Genomic DNA, 24038 nt, shown 5'->3' with positions numbered 1-24038 from the left:
AACGCCGAAGGGCGGTCACCCCGTGTGCAACGGGGTGACCGCCCTTCAGTGGTTCAGACGTACGCCTTACTGGTTGTACGGACCGTAGTCGTAGTCCTCCAGCGGAACGGCCTGGCCGGAGCCCGTGCCGAACGGCGAGTAGTCGATGTCGTCGTAGCCGACGGCCGAGTACATCGCGGCCTTGGCCTCCTCGGTCGGCTCGACCCGGATGTTGCGGTAGCGGGACAGACCCGTACCGGCCGGGATGAGCTTACCGATGATGACGTTCTCCTTGAGGCCGATCAGGGAGTCGGACTTGGCGTTGATCGCCGCGTCCGTCAGCACCCTGGTCGTCTCCTGGAAGGACGCCGCCGACAGCCAGGACTCCGTGGCCAGCGAGGCCTTGGTGATACCCATGAGCTGCGGACGACCGGAGGCCGGGTGACCGCCCTCCTGCACCACACGACGGTTCTCGACCTCGAACTTCGAGCGCTCGACGAGCTCACCGGGCAGCAGCTCGGCGTCGCCGGACTCGATGATCGTCACCCGGCGCAGCATCTGCCGGATGATGATCTCGATGTGCTTGTCGTGGATCGACACACCCTGCGAGTTGTAGACCTTCTGGACCTCGCCGACCAGGTGGACCTGGACGGCACGCTGACCCAGGATGCGCAGCACGTCGTGCGGGTTGGTGGCACCCACGGTGAGCTTCTGGCCCACCTCGACGTGCTCGCCCTCGCTGACCAGGAGCCGGGCACGCTTCGAGATCGGGAACGCCGTCTCGTCGCTGCCGTCGTCCGGCGTGATGACGATCTTCTTGGTCTTCTCGGTCTCCTCGATCCGCACGCGGCCCTGGGCCTCGGAGATCGGGGCGACACCCTTCGGGGTACGGGCCTCGAAGAGCTCGACGACACGCGGCAGACCCTGGGTGATGTCGTCACCGGCCACACCACCGGTGTGGAAGGTACGCATCGTCAGCTGGGTACCGGGCTCACCGATGGACTGGGCGGCGATGATGCCGACCGCCTCACCGATGTCGACCAGCTTGCCGGTGGCCAGCGAGCGGCCGTAGCACATGGCACAGGTGCCGACCTGGGACTCACAGGTCAGGATCGAACGGGTCTTGACCTCCTCGACACCGTGGCGCACGAGCTGGTCGATGAGCACGTCGCCCAGGTCCACGTTGGCCGGCGCGATCACCTTGCCGTCGATGACGACGTCCTCGGCGAGCATGCGGGCGTAGACGCTGGTCTCGACGTCCTCGGCCTTGCGCAGCACGCCGGCCTCGTCGTGCGAGGCGATCCGCAGCTTCAGACCGCGCTCGGTGCCGCAGTCCTCCTCGCGGATGATGACGTCCTGCGAGACGTCCACCAGACGACGGGTCAGGTAACCCGAGTCGGCGGTACGCAGGGCGGTGTCGGCCAGACCCTTACGGGCACCGTGGGTGGAGATGAAGTACTCCAGCACGGACAGGCCCTCACGGAACGAGGCCTTGATCGGACGCGGGATGGTCTCGTTCTTCGCGTTCGACACCAGACCACGCATACCGGCGATCTGCCGCATCTGCATCATGTTTCCTCGGGCACCCGAGTCAACCATCATGAAGATGGGGTTCGTCTTGGGGAAGTTCGCGTTCATCGCCTCGGCGACCTCGTTGGTCGCCTTGGTCCAGATCGCGATGAGCTCCTGCGTGCGCTCTTCCTTGGTGATCAGACCGCGCTCGTACTGCTTCTGGACCTTCTCGTCCTGCGCCTCGTAGCCCGCGACGATGGCCTTCTTCGCCTCGGGGACGACGACGTCGGAGATGGCCACGGTGACACCGGAACGGGTGCCCCAGTAGAAACCGGCCGACTTCAGGTTGTCGAGCGTCGCCGCCACGATGACCTTGGGGTAGCGCTCCGCGAGGTCGTTGACGATCTCGCCGAGCTGCTTCTTGCCCACCGAGTAGTCGACGAACGGGTAGTCCTCGGGCAGCAGCTCGTTGAAGAGCGCGCGGCCCAGGGTCGTCCGCAGGCGGAAGGTGTCACCCTGCTGCCACTCCGGCTCGCCCTCTTCGCGGGCCGGCGGGGTCCAGCCGCGCGGCGGGATGGTGCCCACCGGGAAGCGGATGTCGATCGCCGACTGGAGCGCGAGCTCACCGGCGTCGAACGCCATGATCGCCTCGGCCGTGGAGCCGAACGCGCGGCCCTCGCCCTTGGTGTCACGCAGTTCACCGTCGGTGGTGAGGAAGAACAGACCGAGGACCATGTCCTGGGTCGGCATCGTCACCGGACGGCCGTCGGCGGGCTTGAGGATGTTGTTCGAGGACAGCATCAGGATGCGGGCCTCGGCCTGCGCCTCCGCGGAGAGCGGCAGGTGGACGGCCATCTGGTCACCGTCGAAGTCCGCGTTGAACGCGGTGCAGACGAGCGGGTGGATCTGGATGGCCTTGCCCTCGACCAGCTGCGGCTCGAAGGCCTGGATGCCGAGGCGGTGCAGGGTGGGAGCACGGTTCAGCAGAACCGGGTGCTCGGCGATGACCTCTTCGAGGACGTCGTACACGACCGTGCGGCCGCGCTCCACCATGCGCTTCGCGCTCTTGATGTTCTGCGCGTGGTTCAGGTCGACCAGGCGCTTCATCACGAACGGCTTGAAGAGCTCCAGCGCCATCGCCTTCGGCAGACCGCACTGGTGCAGCTTCAGCTGCGGACCGACGACGATCACGGAACGCGCGGAGTAGTCCACGCGCTTGCCGAGCAGGTTCTGACGGAAACGACCCTGCTTGCCCTTCAGCATGTCGCTGAGGGACTTCAGCGGGCGGTTGCCGGGACCGGTGACCGGACGGCCACGACGGCCGTTGTCGAACAGCGCGTCGACGGCCTCCTGGAGCATGCGCTTCTCGTTGTTCACGATGATCTCGGGCGCACCGAGGTCGAGAAGGCGCTTCAGGCGGTTGTTCCGGTTGATCACACGGCGGTACAGGTCGTTCAGGTCGGAGGTCGCGAAGCGGCCACCGTCCAGCTGCACCATCGGGCGGAGGTCCGGCGGGATGACCGGCACGCAGTCCAGCACCATGCCCTTGGGGCTGTTGCTGGTCTGGAGGAACGCGGAGACGACCTTGAGGCGCTTGAGCGCACGGGTCTTCTTCTGGCCCTTGCCGGTGCGGATGATCTCGCGGAGACGCTCGGCCTCCTCCTCGAGGTCGAAGGACTCCAGGCGCTTCTGAAGCGCCGCGGCACCCATCGAGCCGTCGAAGTACGTGCCGAAGCGGTCGCGCAGCTCGCGGTAGAGCAGCTCGTCGCCCTCGAGGTCCTGGACCTTGAGGTTCTTGAAGCGGGCCCACACCTCGTCGAGACGGTCAATCTCACGCTGGGCGCGGTCGCGCAGCTGCTTCATCTCGCGCTCGGCGCCTTCGCGCACCTTGCGGCGCACGTCGGCCTTGGCGCCCTCGGCCTCGAGCTCGGCCAGGTCGGTCTCGAGCTTCTTGGCGCGGGCCTCGAGGTCGGCGTCGCGACGGTTCTCGATCTGCTGACGCTCGACGGAGACGTGCGCCTCCAGCGAGGGCAGGTCACGGGTCCGGCGCTCGTCGTCGACGTACGTGATCATGTACGCCGCGAAGTAGATGACCTTCTCGAGGTCCTTGGGAGCCAGGTCGAGCAGGTAGCCCAGACGGCTCGGGACGCCCTTGAAGTACCAGATGTGCGTGACGGGGGCGGCGAGCTCGATGTGGCCCATCCGCTCACGGCGCACCTTGGCGCGGGTCACCTCGACGCCGCAGCGCTCACAGATGATGCCCTTGAAGCGGACGCGCTTGTACTTGCCGCAGTAGCACTCCCAGTCCCGGGTCGGACCGAAGATCTTCTCGCAGAAGAGTCCGTCCTTTTCGGGCTTGAGCGTGCGGTAGTTGATGGTCTCGGGCTTCTTGACCTCGCCGTGGCTCCACTGACGGATGTCGTCAGCGGTAGCCAGACCGATCCGGAGCTCGTCGAAGAAGTTGACGTCGAGCACTATGCGTCAATCCCTCTCAGGGTTGTAAGTCTTGGGGTCTGATACGGGGGTCCTGGGGCCGGCAGGGCTCAACGTGGTGAGCCCTGCCGAACTCCCGTCAGACCTCTTCGACGCTGCTCGGCTCACGCCGGGACAGGTCGATGCCGAGCTCCTCCGCAGCGCGGAAGACATCCTCGTCGGTGTCACGCATCTCGATGGACATACCGTCACTGGACAGCACCTCCACGTTCAGGCAGAGCGACTGCATCTCCTTGATGAGCACCTTGAAGGACTCGGGGATGCCGGGCTCGGGGATGTTCTCGCCCTTGACGATGGCCTCGTAGACCTTCACGCGGCCGGTGACGTCGTCGGACTTGATCGTCAGCAGCTCCTGGAGGGCGTACGCGGCGCCGTAAGCCTCCAGCGCCCACACCTCCATCTCACCGAAGCGCTGACCACCGAACTGCGCCTTACCACCCAGCGGCTGCTGGGTGATCATCGAGTACGGACCGGTCGAGCGGGCGTGGAGCTTGTCGTCGACCAGGTGGTGCAGCTTCAGGATGTACATGTAGCCGACCGAGATCGGGTCCGGGAACGGCTCACCGCTGCGGCCGTCGAACAGCCGCGCCTTACCGGTCGGGAGCACCATGCGCTCTCCGTCGCGGTTCGGGATGGTGTGGTTCAGCAGACCCGCGAGCTCGTCCTCACGCGCACCGTCGAAGACCGGGGTGGCCACGTTGGTGCCGGGGGCGACCTGGTCGGCGCCGATGACCTGGAGGCGCTGCGCCCACTCGTCGGCGAGACCGGAGACGTCCCAGCCGCGGCTGGCGAGCCAGCCGAGGTGGATCTCCAGCACCTGTCCCGGGTTCATTCGGGACGGCACACCCAGCGGGTTGAGGATGATGTCGACCGGGGTCCCGTCCTCGAGGAACGGCATGTCCTCGATGGGCAGGATCTTGGAGATGACACCCTTGTTGCCGTGGCGGCCGGCGAGCTTGTCACCGTCCGTGATCTTGCGCTTCTGTGCCACGTAGACGCGGACCAGCTGGTTCACGCCCGGCGGCAGCTCGTCGCCCTCTTCACGGTCGAAGACGCGGACGCCGATGACCTTGCCGATCTCGCCGTGCGGCACCTTCAGCGAGGTGTCACGGACCTCACGGGCCTTCTCACCGAAGATCGCGCGCAGCAGGCGCTCCTCCGGCGTCAGCTCGGTCTCGCCCTTGGGCGTGACCTTGCCGACGAGGATGTCACCGGCGACGACCTCGGCACCGATACGGATGATGCCGCGCTCGTCGAGGTCGGCGAGGACCTCCTCGGAGACGTTCGGGATGTCCCGGGTGATCTCCTCGGGGCCGAGCTTGGTGTCACGGGCGTCGACCTCGTGCTCCTCGATGTGGATCGAGGAGAGGACGTCGTCCTGCACGAGGCGCTGCGACAGGATGATCGCGTCCTCGTAGTTGTGACCCTCCCACGGCATGAACGCCACGAGCAGGTTCTTGCCCAGGGCCATCTCGCCGTTCTCGGTGGCGGGGCCGTCGGCGAGGACCTGACCGGTGATGATCCGGTCGCCCTCGTTGACGATGACCTTCTGGTTGACCGAGGTGCCCTGGTTGGACCGGGAGAACTTGGCCAGGCGGTACGTGATGTACGTGCCGTCGTCGTTGGTCGTGGTGATGTAGTCCGCGGAGACCTCCTGGACCACACCGTCCTTCTCGGCCTTGACCACGTCGCCGGCGTCGACGGCGGAGCGGTACTCCATGCCGGTGCCGACGAGCGGGGCCTCGCTCTTGATGAGCGGCACGGCCTGACGCATCATGTTCGCGCCCATGAGGGCACGGTTGGCGTCGTCGTGCTCGAGGAACGGGATCATGGCGGTCGCGACCGACACCATCTGGCGCGGCGAGACGTCCATGTAGTCGACGTCGTCACCGGGGACGTAGTCGACCTCGCCGCCACGACGGCGGACCAGGACGCGGTTCTCGGTGAAGCGCAGGTTGTCGTCGAGCGTGGCGTTGGCCTGCGCGATGACGAAGCGGTCCTCTTCGTCGGCCGTCAGGTAGTCGACGTCGTCGGTGACGACGCCGTCGACGACCTTGCGGTACGGCGTCTCCACGAAACCGAACGCGTTGACGCGGCCGTAGGAGGCGAGCGAACCGATCAGACCGATGTTGGGGCCTTCGGGCGTCTCGATCGGGCACATGCGTCCGTAGTGGGACGGGTGCACGTCACGGACCTCGAAGCCGGCCCGCTCACGGGAGAGACCACCCGGGCCGAGCGCGTTGAGACGACGCTTGTGCGTCAGACCCGACAGCGGGTTGTTCTGGTCCATGAACTGCGACAGCTGGCTGGTGCCGAAGAACTCCTTGATGGAGGCGACGACCGGCCGGATGTTGATCAGGGTCTGCGGCGTGATCGCCTCGACGTCCTGGGTCGTCATGCGCTCGCGCACGACGCGCTCCATACGCGCCAGACCCGTACGGACCTGGTTCTGGATGAGCTCGCCGACGCTGCGGATACGACGGTTGCCGAAGTGGTCGATGTCGTCGGTCTCGACCATGATCGAGCGACCGGACTCGCCGACCGTCTCGGTCTCCCCGGCGTGCAGCTTCACCAGGTACTTGATCGTCGCGATGACGTCCTCGACGGTCAGCCCGCCCGCGTTGAGCGGGGCCTCGCCGCCGAGCTTCTTGTTGACCTTGTAGCGGCCGACCTTGGCGAGGTCGTAGCGCTTGGGGTTGAAGTAGAGGTTCTCGAGCAGCGTCTGCGCGGCCTCACGCGTGGGCGGCTCGCCCGGACGCAGCTTGCGGTAGATGTCGAGCAGCGCGTCGTCCTGGCCCTGGGTGTGGTCCTTCTCCAGGGTGGCGCGCATGGACTCGTACTCGCCGAACTCCTCGAGGATCTGCTCGGTGGTCCAGCCGAGCGCCTTCAGGAGGACGGTGACGGACTGCTTGCGCTTGCGGTCGATGCGGACACCGACCATGTCGCGCTTGTCGATCTCCAGCTCCAGCCAGGCGCCCCGGGAGGGGATGACCTTGGCGGAGAAGATGTCCTTGTCGGACGTCTTGTCGATGGAGGAGTCGAAGTAGACACCCGGCGAACGGACCAGCTGCGACACCACGACACGCTCGGTGCCGTTGATGACGAAGGTGCCCTTGTTGGTCATGAGCGGGAAGTCGCCCATGAAGACCGTCTGGGACTTGATCTCGCCGGTCTCGTTGTTGGTGAACTCGGCCGTCACGAAGAGCGGGGCCGCGTACGTGAAGTCGCGGTCCTTGCACTCGTCGATGCTGTTCTTCGGCGGCTCGAAGCGGTGGTCGCGGAACGTCAGCGACATCGACCCGGAGAAGTCCTCGATCGGGGAGATCTCCTCGAAGATCTCCTCCAGACCGGACTTGGTGGGGACGTCCTGACCGGACTCCAGGGCGGCCTCGACGCGACCCTTCCAGGCTTCGTTGCCGAGCAGCCAGTCAAAGCTCTCGGTTTGCAGCGCGAGAAGGTTCGGAACCTCGAGGGGCTCCCGGATCTTTGCAAAGGAGATGCGCAGCGGGGCGGTGCTGGCGGCGTTGTTCGTATTCGCGATCGAGGCGTTGCGCGAGGCGGCCAAGAGGGGGTCCTTCCGAGGGCTCGGACTCACTACGCGCGTACCGGCCCCTCTCCTGCGCGCAGAGACAGAAATCCCAGGTGAGGGATTGTCTGGTCGTCCGGCTCAAGTGAGGGCATGCCCCTGGTGACGGGCAGGGAACAGCTAACAGGCAGCGCAAAGGGACAGTGTAGCCACTTGGCACACTGATGTCCAGTGCGGGTTTTTCGAGACCCTCGTAGTTCTCAACGCCCTCGTCTGCTAGCCCTCAACGCACGGTGATACTGCCCTCTCCGCCGCCGATCCATGCCTCGGATTCGGATCGTTGTGACGACGCGTCCTGAGAATTGCGCGCTGCGTGCGGTTCGTCAAGGCCCCCCTGCGCGACGAACGGCGCTCGGAGACACGATGAAGATCACCATACCCCCCGGTCACGCGGGTGCAGGGCAACCGTGGCCGCGCTTCCAGGAACGCCGAAGAGCGACCACCCAGATGGATGATCGCTCTTCGGTGCGTGAGCGTTACAGCCCCGGAGGGACTGATTCAGCCTGCGCGTCCGGTCGTCGCCGACCGGAGGGTGTTACTTGACCTCGACGGAGGCGCCGGCGGCCTTGAGGGACTCGGCAGCCTTCTCCGCGGCCTCCTTGGCGACCTTCTCGAGGACGGGCTTCGGGGCGCCGTCGACGAGGTCCTTGGCCTCCTTCAGACCCAGGGAGGTCAGCTCGCGCACGACCTTGATGACCTGGATCTTCTTCTCGCCGGCACCGGTGAGGACGACGTCGAACTCGTCCTGCTCCTCGACGGCCTCGGCGGCGGCGGCCGGACCGGCCGGACCGGCGACGGCGACCGCGGCGGCGGCGGTGACGTCGAACTTCTCCTCGAACGCCTTCACGAACTCGGAGAGCTGGATGAGGGTCATGCCCTCGAACTCGGCGAGCAGTTCGTCCTGGGTGAGAGCCATGACGGCTTTCCTTCCACTAATTCGGCTGGTGCCGATGTACATGTCTGGCGGGCGTACAGTCGGCCCGCTGCGACCACCTGCCTGCGGCGGGCTGCCTCAGGCGGCGGTCAATGCGCGAGCCGAGTTACTCGGCACCGCCCTGCTCGTCCTGCTTGGCGCGAAGGGCGTCCACGGTGCGGACGAGCTTCGAGGGAAGCGCCTGGAAGAGCTGCGCAGCCTGGGACTGCTTGCCCTTGAAGGCACCCGCCAGCTTGGAGAGCAGAACCTCGCGGGACTCGAGGTCCGCGAGCTTCTTGATCTCGTCGGCGGACAGTGCCTTGCCGTCAAGGACACCGCCCTTGATGACGAGGTTCGGGTTGTCCTTGGCGAAGTCACGAAGACCCTTCGCCGACTCCACCGGGTCACCGGTGATGAAGGCGACCGCCGTCGGACCGTTGAAAAGGTCGTCGAGCGTGTTGATCCCGGCCTCGTTGGCCGCAATCTTGGTCAGCGTGTTCTTCACCACGGCGTACTGGGCGTTCTCACCGAGCGAACGACGCAGCGTCTTGAGCTGCGCCACGGTGAGACCCCGGTACTCGGTCAGCACGGCGGCGTTCGAGCTGCGGAACGCGTCCGTCAGCTCGGCCACCGCGGCAGCCTTGTCGGGCCTTGCCATAGAGCGTCGGCCTCCTTCCGGGTGATGAGGACCGCTCAGAAGGGGCTGGGACAACGAAACGCCCCGGCGCAGGCGCACGGGGCGTTGCTCGACCGAACGGACTCCGTGGGAGGAGACCGGTCCGGGAGCGTATCCACTGACACCTGCGCGGGTCGTCCGCATTGCAGCGGATCCTTCGGCCACCGCCCCCTCGAACGAGAGCACGGCAACGACCAGCGGTCTTTGGCTTCTCGAGGAGAGTACGTGAACGGGTCACCGTCAAGCAAATCCGCCCGTACGGGGCCCCGCGCCCGGCCCGCTCCCGCCGGCCCGGGCCCCACGGGTGCCCCCCTCGTCACCGGTTCTTCTTCAGCTCCCCGGCCAGGTCGAGGGTGTCCGAGGCGGGCGGCGCCTGGACGGTCACGGGCTTGCCGAAGTCGAGGAAGGTGATGGTGAGGTCGAGCTCGCCGTGGCGCCCGGTGCCCCGCGTGCGCAGCTGGCGCGTGCGGTCCCCGGCGTCGGTCCACAGGTCCATCGTGAGTTCGTCCACACCCAGCTTCTCGTACTGGGCGAGGCTCTTCTCCGTCCGCTGCCGGACGGCCGTGCCGTCGTCCTCGTAGGAGGCGCGGATGGCGTCGAGGGTCGCGGTGCCCGTGTAGTGGGTGGTGCGGACCCCGCCGACCGTTTCGGTCCCGGCCTGCTTCAGGTCGTCGGCCGCGCCGAGGAAGCCGCTCTCGTGCGAGGGGTTGGCCCGGACCTTGTCGGCCGCCGTGCCGGTGTCGACCTTGAGGCCCTTCGGCGAGGAGCCCGGTGCGCCGAACCTGACCCAGTGCTTGCCGCCCTCACCCGCCTCGTCGCTGCCCACGTACAGCACACCGCCGACCAGCCGGTACTCTCCCGTGCCCCGGTCGGGCCCGCCGAGCACCGTGGACTTGAGGCTCATGGCCGGCGGCTCGGTGCCGATCGCCGCCTCGGCGGTGACCCGGCCCTCCTCCGGCGTCCTGCCGGTCATGCGGTAGCGCAGGGACACGGCCTGCTCCGCCTTCGCGGCGGCCCGGGCGACGGCCGCCGCGGCGCCCTTGTCACCGCCGCCCTGCGTGCCGTCCGTCGCCGCACATCCGGCGACGAGCAGCACGGACAGCCCCAGGGCACCCACAGCAGACCTCATCCGACTTCCCCCCACAACCCCGTACAGAGAACACACGGTCGATACACAGCAAGACCGTGAAGCTATCCCGGAGGGCCGGGGCGGTTCCTCTGAATTACGAGCCGGCACCCGTTCCCTGCTGTTCGAGCAGCGCCGAGAAGTCCGCGGTGTCGCTCGCGGGAGGCACCTCGGCGGACACCTTCGTGCCGTAGTCGCTGTAGTACGCGGTCTGGGTGTAGGCGCCGGCCGTGGTCTCGCCCTTCTCCACCTTCTTGACCAGCAGGTCCCGGTCGTCGACCCAGATGTCGACCGTCTCCGTGGTGACTCCGGCCTGTTCCAGCGTCTTCCTCAGGTCGTCGAGCCGGCCGCGGTCGAGGCCCGAGTTCTTCTCCGCGAGGTCGGCCACGTCGACCGTGCCCGAGTAGTGCGTCGTCCGCTGCCCCCGCACCCGCTCGGTGCCGACCTTGCGCACGTCCCCCGAGGCCAGCAGGAGCTTCACCGACTGGTTGGGGGTGGTGTTCTGCATCTGGTCCTTCAGATACGCGCCGGAGCTGCCGCCGAGGCTCTCCAGATCGTCGTACGCGTACTTGATCCAGTGCTTGCCGCCGGCCTGCCGCGCGAAGGTGTCGCCCATCCTGGCGTAGTAGGCGTCGGGCAGGTAGCGGGCCTCCATGGACGTGGTGCCCATCCGGCGCATGGTGTCGGCCATGGTGCCGCCCGTGTACGTGATGGTCAGGGTGCCGGTGAGACCGTCGCCCCAGCCGAGCGCGCCGTCCGCCGTCATCGACATCATCGAGCCCATGGTCGTGGAGGACTCCACCTTCGCGGAGTCGGCGCCCTCGGTGGACCTCTCGGCGGTGCGCAGCGCCGCGAGGGGGCTGAGCCGGGGGTCGCCGTCCCCGCCCTTGCCGAAGGCGCCGGAGCCGCCGCTGCCGGAGCCGCCCTCGGAGCCGCCGGACGGCGAGCAGGCCGTCATCGACGTCAGCAGGGTCACCGCGGCGATCGAGAGGCCCGCACGGCACAGGGTCGCGTGCTTCATTCGTCCCACCCCCATGGATTCCTGTCACTGAACGTTAACGCACGGCACTGACAGTCGTACGGAAAAAAGACGTACGGCAAAAGGGACGAGCCCCGCACCTCGAAAGGTTGCGGGGCTCGTCACCGACTGAGGGTGAGCTGTGGGGCTCAGACCGCGGCCGGGTCCTCCTCGACGAGGAGGTTGCGGGTGCGGTTCGGGTCGACCTGGATGCCGGGGCCGATCGTGGTGCTGATCGCGGCCTTCTTGATGTAGCGACCCTTGGCGGCGGACGGCTTCAGACGGAGGATCTCCTCCAGGGCCGCGCCGTAGTTCTCCACCAGCTTCTCGTCGTCGAAGGACGACTTGCCGATGATGAAGTGCAGGTTCGAGTGCTTGTCGACGCGGAACTCGATCTTGCCGCCCTTGATCTCCGTGACGGCCTTGGCCACGTCGGGGGTGACGGTGCCGGTCTTCGGGTTCGGCATCAGACCACGCGGACCGAGCACGCGGCCGAGACGGCCGACCTTGCCCATGAGGTCCGGGGTGGCGACGACGGCGTCGAAGTCCAGACGGCCCTTCGCGACCTCGTCGATCAGTTCGTCGGAGCCGACGATGTCGGCGCCCGCGGCCTCCGCGGCCGCAGCACGGTCACCGGTCGCGAAGACCAGGACCCGGGCGGTCTTGCCGGTGCCGTGCGGCAGGTTCACGGTGCCACGGACCATCTGGTCGGCCTTGCGCGGGTCGACGCCCAGGCGGAAGGCGACCTCGACGGTGCCGTCGAACTTGCTCGTGGAGGTCTCCTTGGCGAGACGGACGGCCTCGAGCGGGGCGTAGAGCTTCTCCCGGTCGATCTTGGCGTCCGCAGCGCGGAGGGACTTGCTGCGCTTGCTCACTACTGCTCCTGTGTGTCTTGAGGAGTCGTGGTTGGGGCCGAGCAGGCCCTGCCACGGTGCTACGAAGGTGCTACGGGGCTGGGGATCAGCCTTCGACCGTGATGCCCATGGAGCGGGCGGTGCCAGCGATGATCTTGGACGCGGCGTCCAGGTCGTTGGCGTTCAGGTCGGGAAGCTTGGTCGTGGCGATCTCACGGACCTGCGCCTCGGTGATCTTGGCGACCTTGGTCTTGTGCGGCTCGCCCGAGCCCTTCTCGACACCAGCGGCCTTGAGGATCATCTTCGCGGCCGGCGGCGTCTTGGTGATGAAGGTGAAGGAACGGTCCTCGTAGACCGTGATCTCCACCGGGATCACCCAGCCACGCTGCGACTCGGTCGCGGCGTTGTAGGCCTTGCAGAACTCCATGATGTTGACGCCGTGCTGGCCGAGCGCGGGGCCGACCGGCGGCGCGGGGTTGGCCGCACCGGCGTTGATCTGGAGCTTGATGAGCCCCGTGACCTTCTTCTTCTTGGGAGGCATTGCTCTCTCCGGGTCCTAGTGAGAGTTTTCAGCCGTCCGGTCCGGATGATCCGGATGGAGGCATACCGCACAACGATAACGGGTATCCATGCGCGGTCAAAAACCGAGCAGGTCAGACAGTCCCTCGCCGGGCGGGAGGTACCCGCGGCGACAGCCCGTCTGACCTGTTCGGAAGGCGTACGTCCAGAAGGTCTAGTTCTTCTGGATCTGGTCGAAGGACAGCTCGACCGGGGTCTCGCGGCCGAAGATCTCGACGAGGCCCTTGACCTTCTTCGAGTCGGCGTTGATCTCGTTGATCGTGGCCTGGAGCGTGGCGAACGGGCCGTCGGTGACGGTGACCGAGTCGCCCACCTCGAAGTCCAGCACCTGGACCTCGACCTTGCGGGCCGGAGCCGGCTTGCCCTCGGCCTCGGCGGCCTCACGGGCGGCCTTCTCCTCGGCCTCCGGGGCGAGCATCTTGACGATCTCGTCCAGCGTCAGCGGGTACGGGTCGTACGCGTTGCCCACGAAGCCGGTGACACCGGGGGTGTTGCGCACGACGCCCCAGGACTCGTTCGTCAGGTCCATGCGCACCAGCACGTAGCCGGGGAGCTTGTTCTGACGGATGGTCTTGCGGTCGCCGTTCTTGATCTGGACGACCTCTTCCTGCGGCACCTCGGCCTGGAAGATGTAGTCCTCGACGTTCAGCGAGACGGCGCGCTGCTCCAGGTTGGTCTTCACGCGGTTCTCGTAGCCGGCGTACGTGTGGATGACGTACCACTCGCCGGGGAGGGTGCGCAGCTCCTCGCGCAGGGCGACGACGGGGTCGACGGGCTCGGCCGGCTCTTCTTCCTCGGCCTCTTCGACGACGTCCTCGGTCTCGACGTCCTCGTCGGCTTCCTCGTCCTCGACGTGGAGTGCGGCTTCCTCCGCGGGTTCACCCGCTTCGGTCTCGGCAGCCTCGAACTCGTCCACCTCGTCCGCGCCCTCGACGATGTCGAGCTCGTCGTCCACGGACTCGTCCGGCTCGATGGCGTCGTTCAGGTTCTGGTCAGACACGGTGGCTGCTTCTTCCTGGATACATAGGGGTGGAACATGCGAAAGGGGCGCCGGATACCTCGGCGCCCTTCGCTCTAGGCTCAGCCAAAGACGTACTTGGCGGCGTGGCTGAGTCCATAGTCAATCACGGTCACCAGGCCGATCATGATGACGACGAAGACGATCACCACGGTCGTGTACGTCGTCAGCTGGCTGCGCGTCGGCCAGACGACCTTGCGGAGCTCCGCGACGATCTGGCGGTAGAAGAGCGCGAGACGCTTCAGCGGGCCCTTCTTGGCGCGCTTGCCGCCCTTGCGGGTCTTCTTCTGCGCCTCAGGCAACTCGTCCTGGGCATCAGGCGTGTCGATGGAGCCCACGGCATCCGCCATTCGTCCTCACCTGTTCCCGGGTCGTGGCCGTGCCGCGCCCGGTCTGAGCCGCACGGCGGTGCATTGCTGTACGTACATGCGCTGCGCACACATCCTGGTGACGGAGTGTGTAGCAGGGCCGGAGGGACTTGAACCCCCAACCGCTGGTTTTGGAGACCAGTGCTCTACCAATTGAGCTACGACCCTTTGTGTGTCCCCAACGTACCGCATCCGACCGGGTGCTCGGTGTGCACCTGATGTGGCACGGCTGTTGGAGGCCAACGACGTGTGAGTGTACGTGGTCTTCAGCGCCTCGTCGAACGGAAAGCGGCCTTGATCGGAATCACTCTGGTGTTCAGTCGGCTGACCAGTCCGTGAAACCCGTGTGCCGGGGCGGTTTCCGGTCTGAAACCATGGGACCCATGAGCGCTGCAACCCCTCCCACCGAGCGCCGGGTCTCCGCCCGCGTCGGCGCGATCTCCGAGTCCGCCACCCTCGCCGTGGACGCCAAGGCCAAGGCCCTGAAGGCCGCCGGACGTCCGGTGATCGGCTTCGGCGCGGGCGAGCCCGACTTCCCGACCCCGGACTACGTCGTCGAGGCGGCCGTCGAGGCCTGCAAGAACCCGAAGTACCACCGGTACACGCCGGCCGGTGGTCTTCCCGAGCTGAAGGCCGCGATCGCCGCGAAGACGCTGCGTGACTCGGGGTACGAGGTGGACGCCTCGCAGATCCTGATCACCAACGGCGGCAAGCAGGCGATCTACAACGCCTTCGCCGCGATCCTCGACCCGGGCGACGAGGTCATCGTCCCGGCGCCGTACTGGACGACGTACCCGGAGTCGATCCGGCTGGCCGGCGGTGTGCCGGTGGAGGTCGTGGCCGACGAGACGACCGGGTACCGCGTCTCGGTCGAGCAGCTGGAGGCGGCCCGCACGGAGAACACGAAGGTCGTGCTCTTCGTCTCCCCGTCGAACCCGACCGGCGCGGTCTACAGCGCCGCGGAGGCCGAGGCGATCGGCCGCTGGGCCGTCGAGCACGGCCTGTGGGTCATGACGGACGAGATCTACGAGCACCTCGTCTACGGCGACGCCGAGTTCACCTCCCTGCCGGGGATCCTGCCCGAGCTGCGCGACAAGTGCGTGGTCGTCAACGGCGTCGCCAAGACGTACGCGATGACCGGCTGGCGGGTGGGCTGGATCATCGGCCCGAAGGACGTCGTCAAGGCCGCGACGAACCTCCAGTCGCACGCCACCTCGAACGTGTCCAACGTGGCGCAGGTCGCGGCGCTGGCCGCCGTCTCCGGCGACCTGGCGGCCGTCGAGAAGATGCGCGAGGCGTTCGACCGGCGCCGCAGGACGATCGTGCGGATGCTCAACGAGATCGACGGCGTCCTGTGCCCGGAGCCCGAGGGTGCGTTCTACGCCTACCCGTCCGTCAAGGGACTGCTCGGCAAGGAGATCCGGGGCAAGCGCCCGCAGGACTCGGTCGAGCTGGCCGCGCTCATCCTGGAGGAGGCCGAGGTCGCGGTCGTCCCGGGTGAGGCCTTCGGCACCCCCGGCTACCTGCGGCTGTCGTACGCGCTGGGCGACGAGGACCTCGTCGAGGGCGTGAGCCGCATCCAGAAGCTGCTGGCGGAGGCCAGGGACTGACGTCCGCCTCCTCACGCGCGCGTGCGGGCCGTCTCCCCCGGGGAGGCGGCCCGCTTCCTTCTTCTCCGCCCGCCTGCGGTGTCCGCTCCCCGTTCGTGCCTGAGTGCGAGCAAGACCACGATCGGGGAAAGCGGTACCGGGACGGCGCGAACGTGCGGCAGGATCTGGGAATGGAGCGTGTACGTGATGTCTCTGAGCTGCCGAAAGCCCATCTGCACCTGCACTTCACCGGGTCGATGCGGGCCACCACCGTGCTGGAACTGGCCGACAAGTACGGCGTGCGCCTGCCGGACACCCTGGTCGAGGCGCTGACCAGCGGGGAGCCACCGAGGCTGCGGGCCACGGACGAACGGGGCTGGTTCCGCTTCCAGCGCCTGTACGACGCGGCACGGTCGTGCGTACGGGAGGCGGAGGACATCCAGCGGCTGGTGCGGGAGGCCGCCGAGGAGGATCTGCGGGACGGTTCGGGCTGGCTGGAGATCCAGGTCGACCCCACGTCGTACGCACCCCGGCTGGGCGGGCTGATCCCGGCGCTGGAGATCATCCTCGACGCGGTCGAGACGGCCTCGCGCGACACCGGGCTCGGCATCCGGGTCCTGGTCGCGGCGAACCGGATGAAACACCCGCTGGACGCCCGCACCCTGGCCCGGCTGGCCGTGCGGTACGCGGACCGCGGGGTCGTCGGTTTCGGGTTGTCGAACGACGAACGCCGGGGCATGGCACGGGACTTCGACCGGGCCTTCGCGATCGCGCGGGAGGGCGGCCTGCTCTCCGCCCCGCACGGCGGCGAACTGACCGGCCCCTCGTCCGTGCGCGACTGCCTGGACGACCTGGACGCGACCCGGCTGGGCCACGGCGTACGGGCGGCCGAGGACCCGCGGCTCCTGAAGAGGCTCGCCGACCGGGGCGTGACCTGCGAGGTCTGCCCGGCGTCCAACGTGGCCCTCGGGGTGTACGAGAAGCCGGAGGACGTGCCGCTGCGCACGCTCTTCGAGGCGGGCGTGCCGATGGCGCTGGGCGCCGACGACCCGCTGCTGTTCGGCGCGCGTCTGGCGGCCCAGTACGACATCGCCCGCCGCCACCACGCCTTCACCGACGACGAGTTGGCGGAGCTGGCCCGTCAGTCGATTCGCGGGTCGGCGGCCCCCGAGGACGTCAGGGTGAAACTGCTGGCGGGTGTGGACGACTGGCTGGCGTCCTGAGCTCCTCACCGGCGACCCCGGCCAGGAGCGTGCGCGCGAGGCGCGCGGCGAAGACGTCCGCCCGCGGCCGCTCCCCCGCCGCGTCGTAGGCGAACGCCCGCTGGACGCGGTCCTGTCCGGGCTCGGCGCGCCGCCGCAAGCACGCCGGGGTCGCCGCCCGGCTCACGCGCACGGTCCTGTCGGCCCTGGAGGCCGCCGACCTGCGCGCGATGGAGGCGGAGCTGGCGCGCAGCGCCACCGACTGGACGGTGGTGCGGCCGCCGCGGCTCCAGGACAAGCCGGTGACGGGCTCGGCCCACGCGATGCTGGCGATGGTGGCGGACACGGCGACGGTGAAGCAGGGCGTGGGCGTGGCCTACCAGGGCTACAGAGCTACAGAGCTACAGAGCTACTACAGCTCTACGCCCACCATCACCGGTTCGTTGACCAGAGTGACCCCGAAGGCCTCGCGCACCCCGGCCACGACCTCGCGGGCCAGGGCCAGCAGGTCCTCCGTGGTGGCCGCGCCGCGGTTGGTGAGGGCGAGGGTGTGCTTGGTGGAGATCCGGGCGGGCCCGTCGCCGTACCCCTTGGTGAAGCCCGCCTTGTCGATCAGCCAGGCCGCGGAGGTCTTGGTGTGCCCTTCGCCGGCCGGGTAGGCGGGCGGCTCCACGTCCTGCCCCAGCCGTTCCGCCACGCGCGCGTGGAACACCGCGAAGTCGGCGTCGGTGAGGATCGGGTTGGTGAAGAAGGAACCGGCCGACCAGGTGTCGTGGTCCTCGGGGTCGAGCACCATGCCCTTGCCGGAACGCAGCTTCAGCACGGTGGCGCGGGCCTCGGCGAGCGGCACCCGGTCGCCGGGGCCGACGCCCAGCGCGCGGGCCGTCTCGGCGTACTTCAGGGGCGCCGACAGTCCGCCCGCGTCCTCCAGTGCGAACCGGACGCGCAGGACGACGTACCGCTCGGGATCGGCCTTGAAGCGGCTGTGGCGGTAGGAGAAGGCGCACTCCTCGTTGGTGAGCGCGACGGCCTCACCGGCCCGGCGGTCGTAGGCGATCACCTCGGTGATCGTGGAGGAGACCTCCTGGCCGTACGCTCCGACGTTCTGGATCGGGGTCGCGCCCGCCGAGCCGGGGATTCCGGCCAGGCACTCGATCCCGGCGAGTCCCGCCTCCACGGTGCGGGTCACGGCGTCGCTCCAGACCTCGCCCGCGGCCAGCTCCAGGCCCGTCCCGGCGAGTTCGCAGCCGCGTGTGGCGATACGCAGGGCGGTGCCCTCGAAGCCCTTGTCGCCGATGACGAGGTTCGAGCCCCCGCCGACGACGAGGAGCGGCGTACCGGCGGCGTCGGCCTCGCGCACGGCGGCGATCACCTCGGCATCGGTCGTGGCGGTCACCAGCCTGGTGGCGGGACCGCCCAGCCGGAAGGTGGTCAGCGGGGCGAGCGGGGCGTCCTGGAGTTCCTGCACGCGCCAAGCCTACGAGACACCTCCGGCAGCCCCGCTCCCCCGGGCCGGGCCCGCGGCACACATCCGGCCGCACACGAACACGCGAGCGTACGGCCCCGCCCGGATGGCGGAGCCGTACGCGCGCGTGCCAGGTGCCTCGAAGAGCCGGCGACCGGCGCCTCGGCGCCCGGTGGGCTCAGTGGGCGACGTCCTCCAGGGCCGGCTCCGGCCGGGACTGCGTCCCTGTCTTCGCGCTCGCCGCCGCGGCGGTCTCGTCGGTCTCGGCCCCGGTCCGCGCCGCTCGCCGTGCGGCCGGTATGACCAGCGCGGCGACTCCGGCGAGGGCCACCACGGCCGAGCCGGTGACCAGCGCGGGCCGCAGTCCGTCGACGAAGGACTGACCGGACTCGTAACCGCCCTGCGCGGAGAAGATCGACGCCATGATCGCGATGCCGAGGGCGCCGCCGACCTCCCGCAGGGCGTTGTTGGCGCCGGAGGCGATGCCCTGCTCCTGCGGCCGGACGCTGGACATCACGAGGCTGGAGGCCGGGGCGAAGAACAGCGCCATGCCGATGCCGCTGACGATCAGACCGGGCAGCTGGACGGCGTAGGAGGCGTCGACGGTCACCACGGAGGCCATCCAGCCGAGACCGACGGCCTGGAAGAAGAGCCCGGCGGCGACGACCGGCCGACCGCCGATCCGGTCGGAGAGGATGCCGGCGATCGGCGCGACGAGCATCGGCATACCGGTCCACGGCAGCATCCTGAGGCCGGCCTCGGTGGGCGAGTAGCCGAGGACGCCCTGCATGTACTGGCTGAGCAGGAAGATCGAGCCGAACATCCCGAGGAACATCAGCAGGCTCGCCGCGTTGATCCCGGCGAAGGCGCGGGAGCGGAAGAGACGCATCGGCAGCATGGGGTTCTCGGCCCGCAGACCGTGCAGGACGAACCCGACGAGCAGCGCGCCGCCCGCGACCAGGCCGGTCAGCACCAGCGAGCTGGTCCAGCCGTCGGCCGGCCCGCGCACCAGGCCGTAGACCACGCCGAAGAGGCCGCCGCTGGCGAGCAGGGTGCCGGGGATGTCGAGCGGGGCACCGGTGCCGTACGACTCGGCGAGGCGCAGCCGGGCGAGCGGGAGCAGGGCGACGCCCAGCGGAACGTTCAGCCAGAAGATCCAGTGCCAGGACACGTGTTCGGTGAGACTGCCGCCGATGAGCGGCCCGGAGGCGACGGCGAGTCCGTTGACGGCGCCCCAGATGCCGTACGCCATCCCGCGCTTGGCGGCGGGCACGGCGGCCGTGAGCAGGGTCAGCGTCAGCGGCATCATGACGGCCGCGCCGACGCCCTGGACCGCGCGGGCGGCGATGAGGGAGTCGATGCCGGGCGCCATCGCCGCGGCGGCGGAGGCGACGGTGAAGACGGTCAGTCCGGCGAGGAACATCCGGCGGCGGCCGAACCGGTCGCCGAGCGCGGCGCCGAACATGAGCAGTACGGCGAAGGTGAGCGTGTAGGCGCTCACGGTCCATTCGAGGTCGCCCAGCCCGCCGCCGAGGTCCTCCCTGATGGAGGGCAGGGCGGTGGTGACGACGAGGTTGTCGAGCGCCGCCATGAACCCGGCGACGCTGGTGATGACGAGGGCCCACACGGTTCCCCCGCGCTGTGCGGTCTGCTGTGACATCGCTCCCCCAGCGGGTGATCGAATTCCGGTTAGTAATTGATGACTAACTTTTGCGCGCACACAGACGCGCCCCTCGGAGACGGCGGCGGACCGCCGCTCCCGCGCTACTTCTCCAGTCGCCCCTTGGTCCGGGCGGACGGGTAGAGCCCTTCCCACACCCGGTGCCCAGGCGGAAAGCCCATGGCCACCAGGCAGTTGATGAGCATGCCGTACGCCATGAACGTCGTCGTCTCGTTCACGTCGGCGCCCAGGGGCAGGTGGACGGTGTCCCACAGCCGCATCCAGCCGGCCCGGACGGCCTCACCGAACTCCCGGTCGCCCTCCGCCTCGGCGGCGGCAGCCGCGACGTACATCTGCATCTGCAACAGCAGCCGCTCGGGCCGCTCCGTGATGACCTTGGTGTAGGCGTTGGCCATGGCGTGCAGGGCCTCTTCGCCCTCCAGCCCCTCGGACGCCTCCGCGAAGGTGCGGATGGTGTCCTCCATGCAGCGCTCGGACGCGGCGAGGAAGATCGCCTTCTTACCGGGGAAGAGCCGGAACAGATACGGCTGCGAGACGCCCACCCGCTTGGCGATCGCCTCGGTGGACGTGCCGTGGTATCCCCCCCGGGCGAACTCGCTCGTCGCCGCGCGGATGACGCTCTCGCGCCGCTCCTCTGCGCTCATCCTGACCATGCGACTAAGTTAGTACTCAATCACTAACCAGGTCAAGGGGTGGGGACGCGGAAGACGCGGTAAGGGGCGCTCCCCCATGGAGAACGCCCCTTACCGCGTGTCCTGCGCGTTGGATCAGGCAAGCCGTACGACCGCCCGGGACATCCCGAGCACCTTCAGACCGCCGCTGGTCACCGTCAGGTCGACCCGCACGGTGTTGTCGTCGAGCTTGGCGCCGACCTTGCCGGTGACCTCGATCACCGCGCCCCGGTCGTCGTTCGGGACGACGACGGGCTTGGTGAAGCGCACGCCGTAGTCCACGAGCGCACCCGGGTCGCCGGTCCAGTCGGTGACGACACGGACCGCCTCCGCCATGGTGAACATGCCGTGCGCGATGACGTCCGGCAGGCCCACCTCCTTGGCGAACCTCTCGTTCCAGTGGATGGGATTGAAGTCCCCGGAGGCCCCCGCGTACTGCACGAGCGTGGCGCGGTTCACCGGGAAGGAGCGGGCCGGCAGCTCGGTGCCGACCTCGACCTCGTCGTAAGCGATCTTCGACGTCATCGGTTCCTCACGCCTCCCCGCCCGTGGCGGCCACGGGCTCCGTCGGTTCCGCCGCCCGGGCGACGAGCTTGGTCCAGGCGGTCACGACGTGCTCGCCGGCCTCGTCGTGGACCTCACCGCGGATGTCCAGGATGTCGTTGCCGGCCATGGACTTGACCGCCTCGATGGTGGAGGTGACCGTCAGCCGGTCCCCGGCGCGCACCGGACGCCGGTAGGCGAACTTCTGGTCGCCGTGCACCACGCGGCTGTAGTCGAGACCCAGCTGCGGGTCCTGGACGACCTGACCCGCGGCCTTGAAGGTGATCGAGAACACGAAGGTCGGCGGCGCGATCACATCGGCGTAGCCGAGCGCCTTGGCCGCCTCGGGGTCGGTGTACGCCGGGTTGGCGTCGCCCACGGCCTCGGCGAACTCGCGGATCTTCTCCCGACCGACCTCGTAGGGGTCGGTGGGCGGGTAGGTCCGCCCGACGAAGGACTGGTCGAGCGCCATGGCCTCGGCACCTCCTGGTTGCTCTGTCACTCTGCGTCGCTCTGCTGCTGCGCCGTCGCCGCGCCGTACCGGTCGTCACGGCCCGCCGCAGCGGGTTCCCCGCCGGCCGTCTCGTCGCCGCGCCGTGCTTTCGCCGCGCGGCTCTACCGGCCGGTACAGGTCGTTCAACGACACGAGGCCGCCCCCGATCACTCGGGGACGGCCTCGTGTACGAGCCTGGTTTATCGCGTTTCGCGGTGCGCGGTGTGCGCGTTGCAACGCGGGCAGTGCTTCTTCATCTCCAGTCGGTCCGGGTTGTTACGCCGGTTCTTCTTGGTGATGTAGTTCCGCTCCTTGCACTCCACGCAGGCCAGCGTGATCTTCGGGCGGACGTCGGTGGCAGCCACAGGAGTGCTCCTTGACGAACGGATGGGACGATTTACGCATAGAAGAGTAGCCGATCGAAGGACCGACCCCACAATCGGCTACTGTCAGTAGCGGTGACCGGACTTGAACCGGTGACACAGCGATTATGAGCCGCTTGCTCTACCGACTGAGCTACACCGCTTTGATGGGATCAGGCCCCGCCTCACGACGGGAACCTCACCCACCAGAGCCCCAATACGGAATCGAACCGTAGACCTTCTCCTTACCATGGAGACGCTCTACCGACTGAGCTATTGGGGCGAGCGATGAAGACATTACACGGTCCGCAGCCGTTCACCCAAATCCGTTTCGCGAGGCCCCGCGGAAGCGGCCGGAAGGCGGTTTGCCCGAGGTCCCGGCGGTCTCCTGAGCCCCTCCCGTCCACCGGACCACAGCGGTACGACTATTGCGCTCCTCCCGGCTCACGCCGGAACGCCGTCCTAGGCTCGACTCACTCTGCGTGATCTTGCGCCCCCCGCGACCCTGCGTGACCCGACCCGCCCATGACGCCCCACCACGTCCCGCTCGCCCGTTTCCCGCGCGGTCCCGAGCCGAGCCCCTGGAGCGCGATGCCCGACAGTCAGCCGCAACCGCCGCCCCCCTCGTCGTCCTCGTCCGGCTCCCCGGGGGGCTCACCGGACCCGGCCGCCCTCCTGCTCTGCGGGGCGCGCCTGACGGACGGCCGGACCGTGGACGTACGGCTCGGCCGCGGACGCATCGAGGCGGTCGGCACGGCCGGCAGCCTGACGGCCGCGCCCACCCGGGGCGGCACGCGCGTGGACCTCGGCGGCTACCTCCTGCTGCCCGCTCCCGCGGAGCCGCACGCGCACGTGGACACCGCGCTCACGGCCGACACCGACGGCCCCGTCTCGTACGCCCCGGAGGACGTCCAGCGCCGCGCCACCGAGGCCGCGCTGCTGCACCTGGGGCACGGCGCGACGGCGCTGCGCACGCACGTGCGCGTGGGCGACGTCCAGGGCCTCGGCGCGCTGGACGCCGTCCTCCAGGCCCGGCGTTCGCTGCGCGGGCTCGCCGAGCTGACGACCGTGGCGATGCCCCGGGTGCTGACCGGGGCGGCCGGCGCCGACGGGCTCGCGATGCTGCGGGACGCGGTGAAGATGGGCGCCTCCGTGGTGGGTGGCTGCCCCGACCTGGACCCCGACCCCACGGGTTACGTGGAGACGGTGCTGGAGGTCGCCTCCGAGCACGGCTGCCCCGTCGACCTGCACACCGACGCCGACGACCCGGCCCGCCTCGCCCGCCTCGCGGCGATGGCGGGCGGCCTGCGCCCCGGCGTCTCCCTCAGCCCCTGCGGCGGTCTCGGCCGTCTCCCCGCCGAGACCGCCGCCCGCACGGCCGACCAACTCGCCGCCGCCGGCGTGACGGTGATCTGCCTCCCCCAGGGCGCCTGCGGCTCCGTCGAGCACCGGGACGCGGCGCCCGTACGGCTGCTGCGCGCGGCCGGCGTGCGCGTGGCGGCGGGCAGCGGGGCGCTGCGGGACGTCGCCAACCCGGTGGGCCGCGGCGACCCCCTGGAGGCGGCCTACCTGCTCGCCTCCCACCACGGTCTGCGGCCCGAGGACGCCTACGACGCCGTGAGCGCCTGCGCGCGGGCGGCGCTGGGCCTCCCCGAGGTCCGCGTGGAGGCGGGTTTCCCGGCCGACCTGCTCGCCGTCCGCGGCGACCGGCTGGCGGGCGCCCTGTCCCTGGCGTACAGCCGGATCGTGATCCACCAGGGCCGCGTGGTGGCCCGCACCAGCGCGGTCCGCGAATACCGCGGCTCGGCGGCGGGCGCCCCGGACCGGGGCCTGCCGAGACAGGGCCGGGGCGAACTGTCGTAGGACGGCGGGACGGCGAGCGGCGGGACGGCGAGCGGCGGGCAGTGGGA

19 protein-coding genes, 3 tRNA genes and 1 pseudogene are annotated in these 24038 nt (G+C 69.0%); 4 read left to right on the top strand and 19 right to left on the bottom strand.

Translation table 11 applies throughout. The annotated features are described in order from the left end of the window. Nucleotides 1–66: 66 nt before the first annotated feature. From Saso_RS21905 to Saso_RS21855, 11 genes are all read right to left on the bottom strand, one after another. Nucleotides 67–3966, bottom strand: a complete 3900-nt coding sequence (locus Saso_RS21905; protein ID WP_189925252.1) for a DNA-directed RNA polymerase subunit beta' — start codon at nt 3964–3966, stop codon at nt 67–69. 97 nt (nt 3967–4063) lie between these two features. Further along, the gene (gene rpoB, locus Saso_RS21900) at nt 4064–7549 is read right to left on the bottom strand and encodes a DNA-directed RNA polymerase subunit beta (RefSeq protein WP_203833537.1); all 3486 of its coding nucleotides are present in this window, start codon (nt 7547–7549) and stop codon (nt 4064–4066) included. Between the two features lie 556 nt (nt 7550–8105). Beyond that, nucleotides 8106–8486 (bottom strand): 50S ribosomal protein L7/L12, encoded by a 381-nt coding sequence (rplL, locus tag Saso_RS21895; RefSeq protein WP_005481284.1) that lies wholly within the window; start codon nt 8484–8486, stop codon nt 8106–8108. Between the two features lie 124 nt (nt 8487–8610). After that, nucleotides 8611–9141, bottom strand: a complete 531-nt coding sequence (rplJ, locus tag Saso_RS21890) for a 50S ribosomal protein L10 (protein WP_189925256.1) — start codon at nt 9139–9141, stop codon at nt 8611–8613. Nucleotides 9142–9475: 334 nt separating this feature from the next. Further along, nucleotides 9476–10288, bottom strand: coding sequence for an SCO4651 family lipoprotein (locus Saso_RS21885; RefSeq protein WP_189925258.1), 813 nt, complete (start codon nt 10286–10288; stop codon nt 9476–9478). A 94-nt stretch (nt 10289–10382) separates the two neighbouring features. Continuing rightward, nucleotides 10383–11306, bottom strand: coding sequence for an SCO4651 family lipoprotein (locus tag Saso_RS21880; protein ID WP_189925260.1), 924 nt, complete (start codon nt 11304–11306; stop codon nt 10383–10385). Nucleotides 11307–11452: 146 nt separating this feature from the next. Continuing rightward, nucleotides 11453–12178 (bottom strand): 50S ribosomal protein L1, encoded by a 726-nt coding sequence (rplA, locus tag Saso_RS21875; protein WP_189925263.1) that lies wholly within the window; start codon nt 12176–12178, stop codon nt 11453–11455. 85 nt (nt 12179–12263) lie between these two features. Further along, on the bottom strand, nt 12264–12698 hold the full coding sequence (rplK, locus tag Saso_RS21870) for a 50S ribosomal protein L11 (RefSeq protein WP_020132675.1): 435 nt from the start codon (nt 12696–12698) through the stop codon (nt 12264–12266). 192 nt (nt 12699–12890) lie between these two features. After that, nucleotides 12891–13736 carry a transcription termination/antitermination protein NusG gene (gene nusG, locus Saso_RS21865; protein WP_189925265.1) on the bottom strand — a complete coding sequence of 282 codons (846 nt, stop codon included), beginning with the start codon at nt 13734–13736 and terminating at the stop codon, nt 12891–12893. 80 nt (nt 13737–13816) lie between these two features. Further along, nucleotides 13817–14104: a preprotein translocase subunit SecE gene (secE, locus tag Saso_RS21860; protein WP_189925267.1), complete on the bottom strand. Its 288-nt coding sequence runs from the start codon at nt 14102–14104 to the stop codon at nt 13817–13819. Nucleotides 14105–14217: 113 nt separating this feature from the next. Then, nucleotides 14218–14290 (bottom strand) — tRNA-Trp (locus Saso_RS21855). Nucleotides 14291–14505: 215 nt separating this feature from the next. Here Saso_RS21855 and Saso_RS21850 point away from each other — a divergent pair. The 3 genes and pseudogenes from Saso_RS21850 to Saso_RS21840 form a co-directional block, all read left to right on the top strand. Next, on the top strand, nt 14506–15732 hold the full coding sequence (locus Saso_RS21850; protein WP_189925269.1) for a pyridoxal phosphate-dependent aminotransferase: 1227 nt from the start codon (nt 14506–14508) through the stop codon (nt 15730–15732). Nucleotides 15733–15902: 170 nt separating this feature from the next. Continuing rightward, nucleotides 15903–16934 carry an adenosine deaminase gene (locus Saso_RS21845; RefSeq protein ID WP_189925271.1) on the top strand — a complete coding sequence of 344 codons (1032 nt, stop codon included), beginning with the start codon at nt 15903–15905 and terminating at the stop codon, nt 16932–16934. A 13-nt stretch (nt 16935–16947) separates the two neighbouring features. Next, nucleotides 16948–17293, top strand: a pseudogene (locus Saso_RS21840) (NAD(P)-dependent oxidoreductase); the annotation flags it as partial. 32 nt (nt 17294–17325) lie between these two features. On the opposite strand, the gene Saso_RS21835 reads toward Saso_RS21840, so the two are convergent. From Saso_RS21835 to Saso_RS21800, 8 genes are all read right to left on the bottom strand, one after another. Beyond that, complete coding sequence (locus Saso_RS21835) at nt 17326–18381, bottom strand: UDP-N-acetylmuramate dehydrogenase (protein ID WP_189925273.1); 1056 nt, start codon at nt 18379–18381, stop codon at nt 17326–17328. A gap of 175 nt (nt 18382–18556) precedes the next feature. Then, the gene (locus Saso_RS21830; protein ID WP_189925275.1) at nt 18557–20038 is read right to left on the bottom strand and encodes a DHA2 family efflux MFS transporter permease subunit; all 1482 of its coding nucleotides are present in this window, start codon (nt 20036–20038) and stop codon (nt 18557–18559) included. A 104-nt stretch (nt 20039–20142) separates the two neighbouring features. Then, a complete protein-coding gene (locus Saso_RS21825) occupies nt 20143–20712 on the bottom strand; it encodes a TetR/AcrR family transcriptional regulator (protein WP_189925277.1) in 570 nt (189 codons plus the stop codon). A 114-nt stretch (nt 20713–20826) separates the two neighbouring features. Next, nucleotides 20827–21255 carry a MaoC family dehydratase gene (locus tag Saso_RS21820; protein WP_189925278.1) on the bottom strand — a complete coding sequence of 143 codons (429 nt, stop codon included), beginning with the start codon at nt 21253–21255 and terminating at the stop codon, nt 20827–20829. A gap of 7 nt (nt 21256–21262) precedes the next feature. After that, nucleotides 21263–21745 (bottom strand): MaoC family dehydratase N-terminal domain-containing protein, encoded by a 483-nt coding sequence (locus Saso_RS21815; protein ID WP_189925280.1) that lies wholly within the window; start codon nt 21743–21745, stop codon nt 21263–21265. Nucleotides 21746–21966: 221 nt separating this feature from the next. Beyond that, nucleotides 21967–22131 carry a 50S ribosomal protein L33 gene (gene rpmG / locus Saso_RS21810; RefSeq protein ID WP_003948671.1) on the bottom strand — a complete coding sequence of 55 codons (165 nt, stop codon included), beginning with the start codon at nt 22129–22131 and terminating at the stop codon, nt 21967–21969. 88 nt (nt 22132–22219) lie between these two features. Next, nucleotides 22220–22292: transfer RNA gene (locus Saso_RS21805), tRNA-Met, on the bottom strand. Nucleotides 22293–22338: 46 nt separating this feature from the next. Further along, nucleotides 22339–22411: transfer RNA gene (locus Saso_RS21800), tRNA-Thr, on the bottom strand. A 308-nt stretch (nt 22412–22719) separates the two neighbouring features. Here Saso_RS21800 and Saso_RS21795 point away from each other — a divergent pair. Then, entirely contained in the window at nt 22720–23991 is a 1272-nt protein-coding gene (locus Saso_RS21795) for an amidohydrolase family protein (protein WP_189925282.1), read from the top strand. Nucleotides 23992–24038 lie beyond the last annotated feature (47 nt).

Source organism: Streptomyces asoensis (assembly GCF_016860545.1).
GTDB lineage: Bacteria > Actinomycetota > Actinomycetes > Streptomycetales > Streptomycetaceae > Streptomyces > Streptomyces asoensis.
Note: the sequence above shows the minus strand (reverse complement) of the source record. Positions and strands in the feature narration are given on the sequence as shown.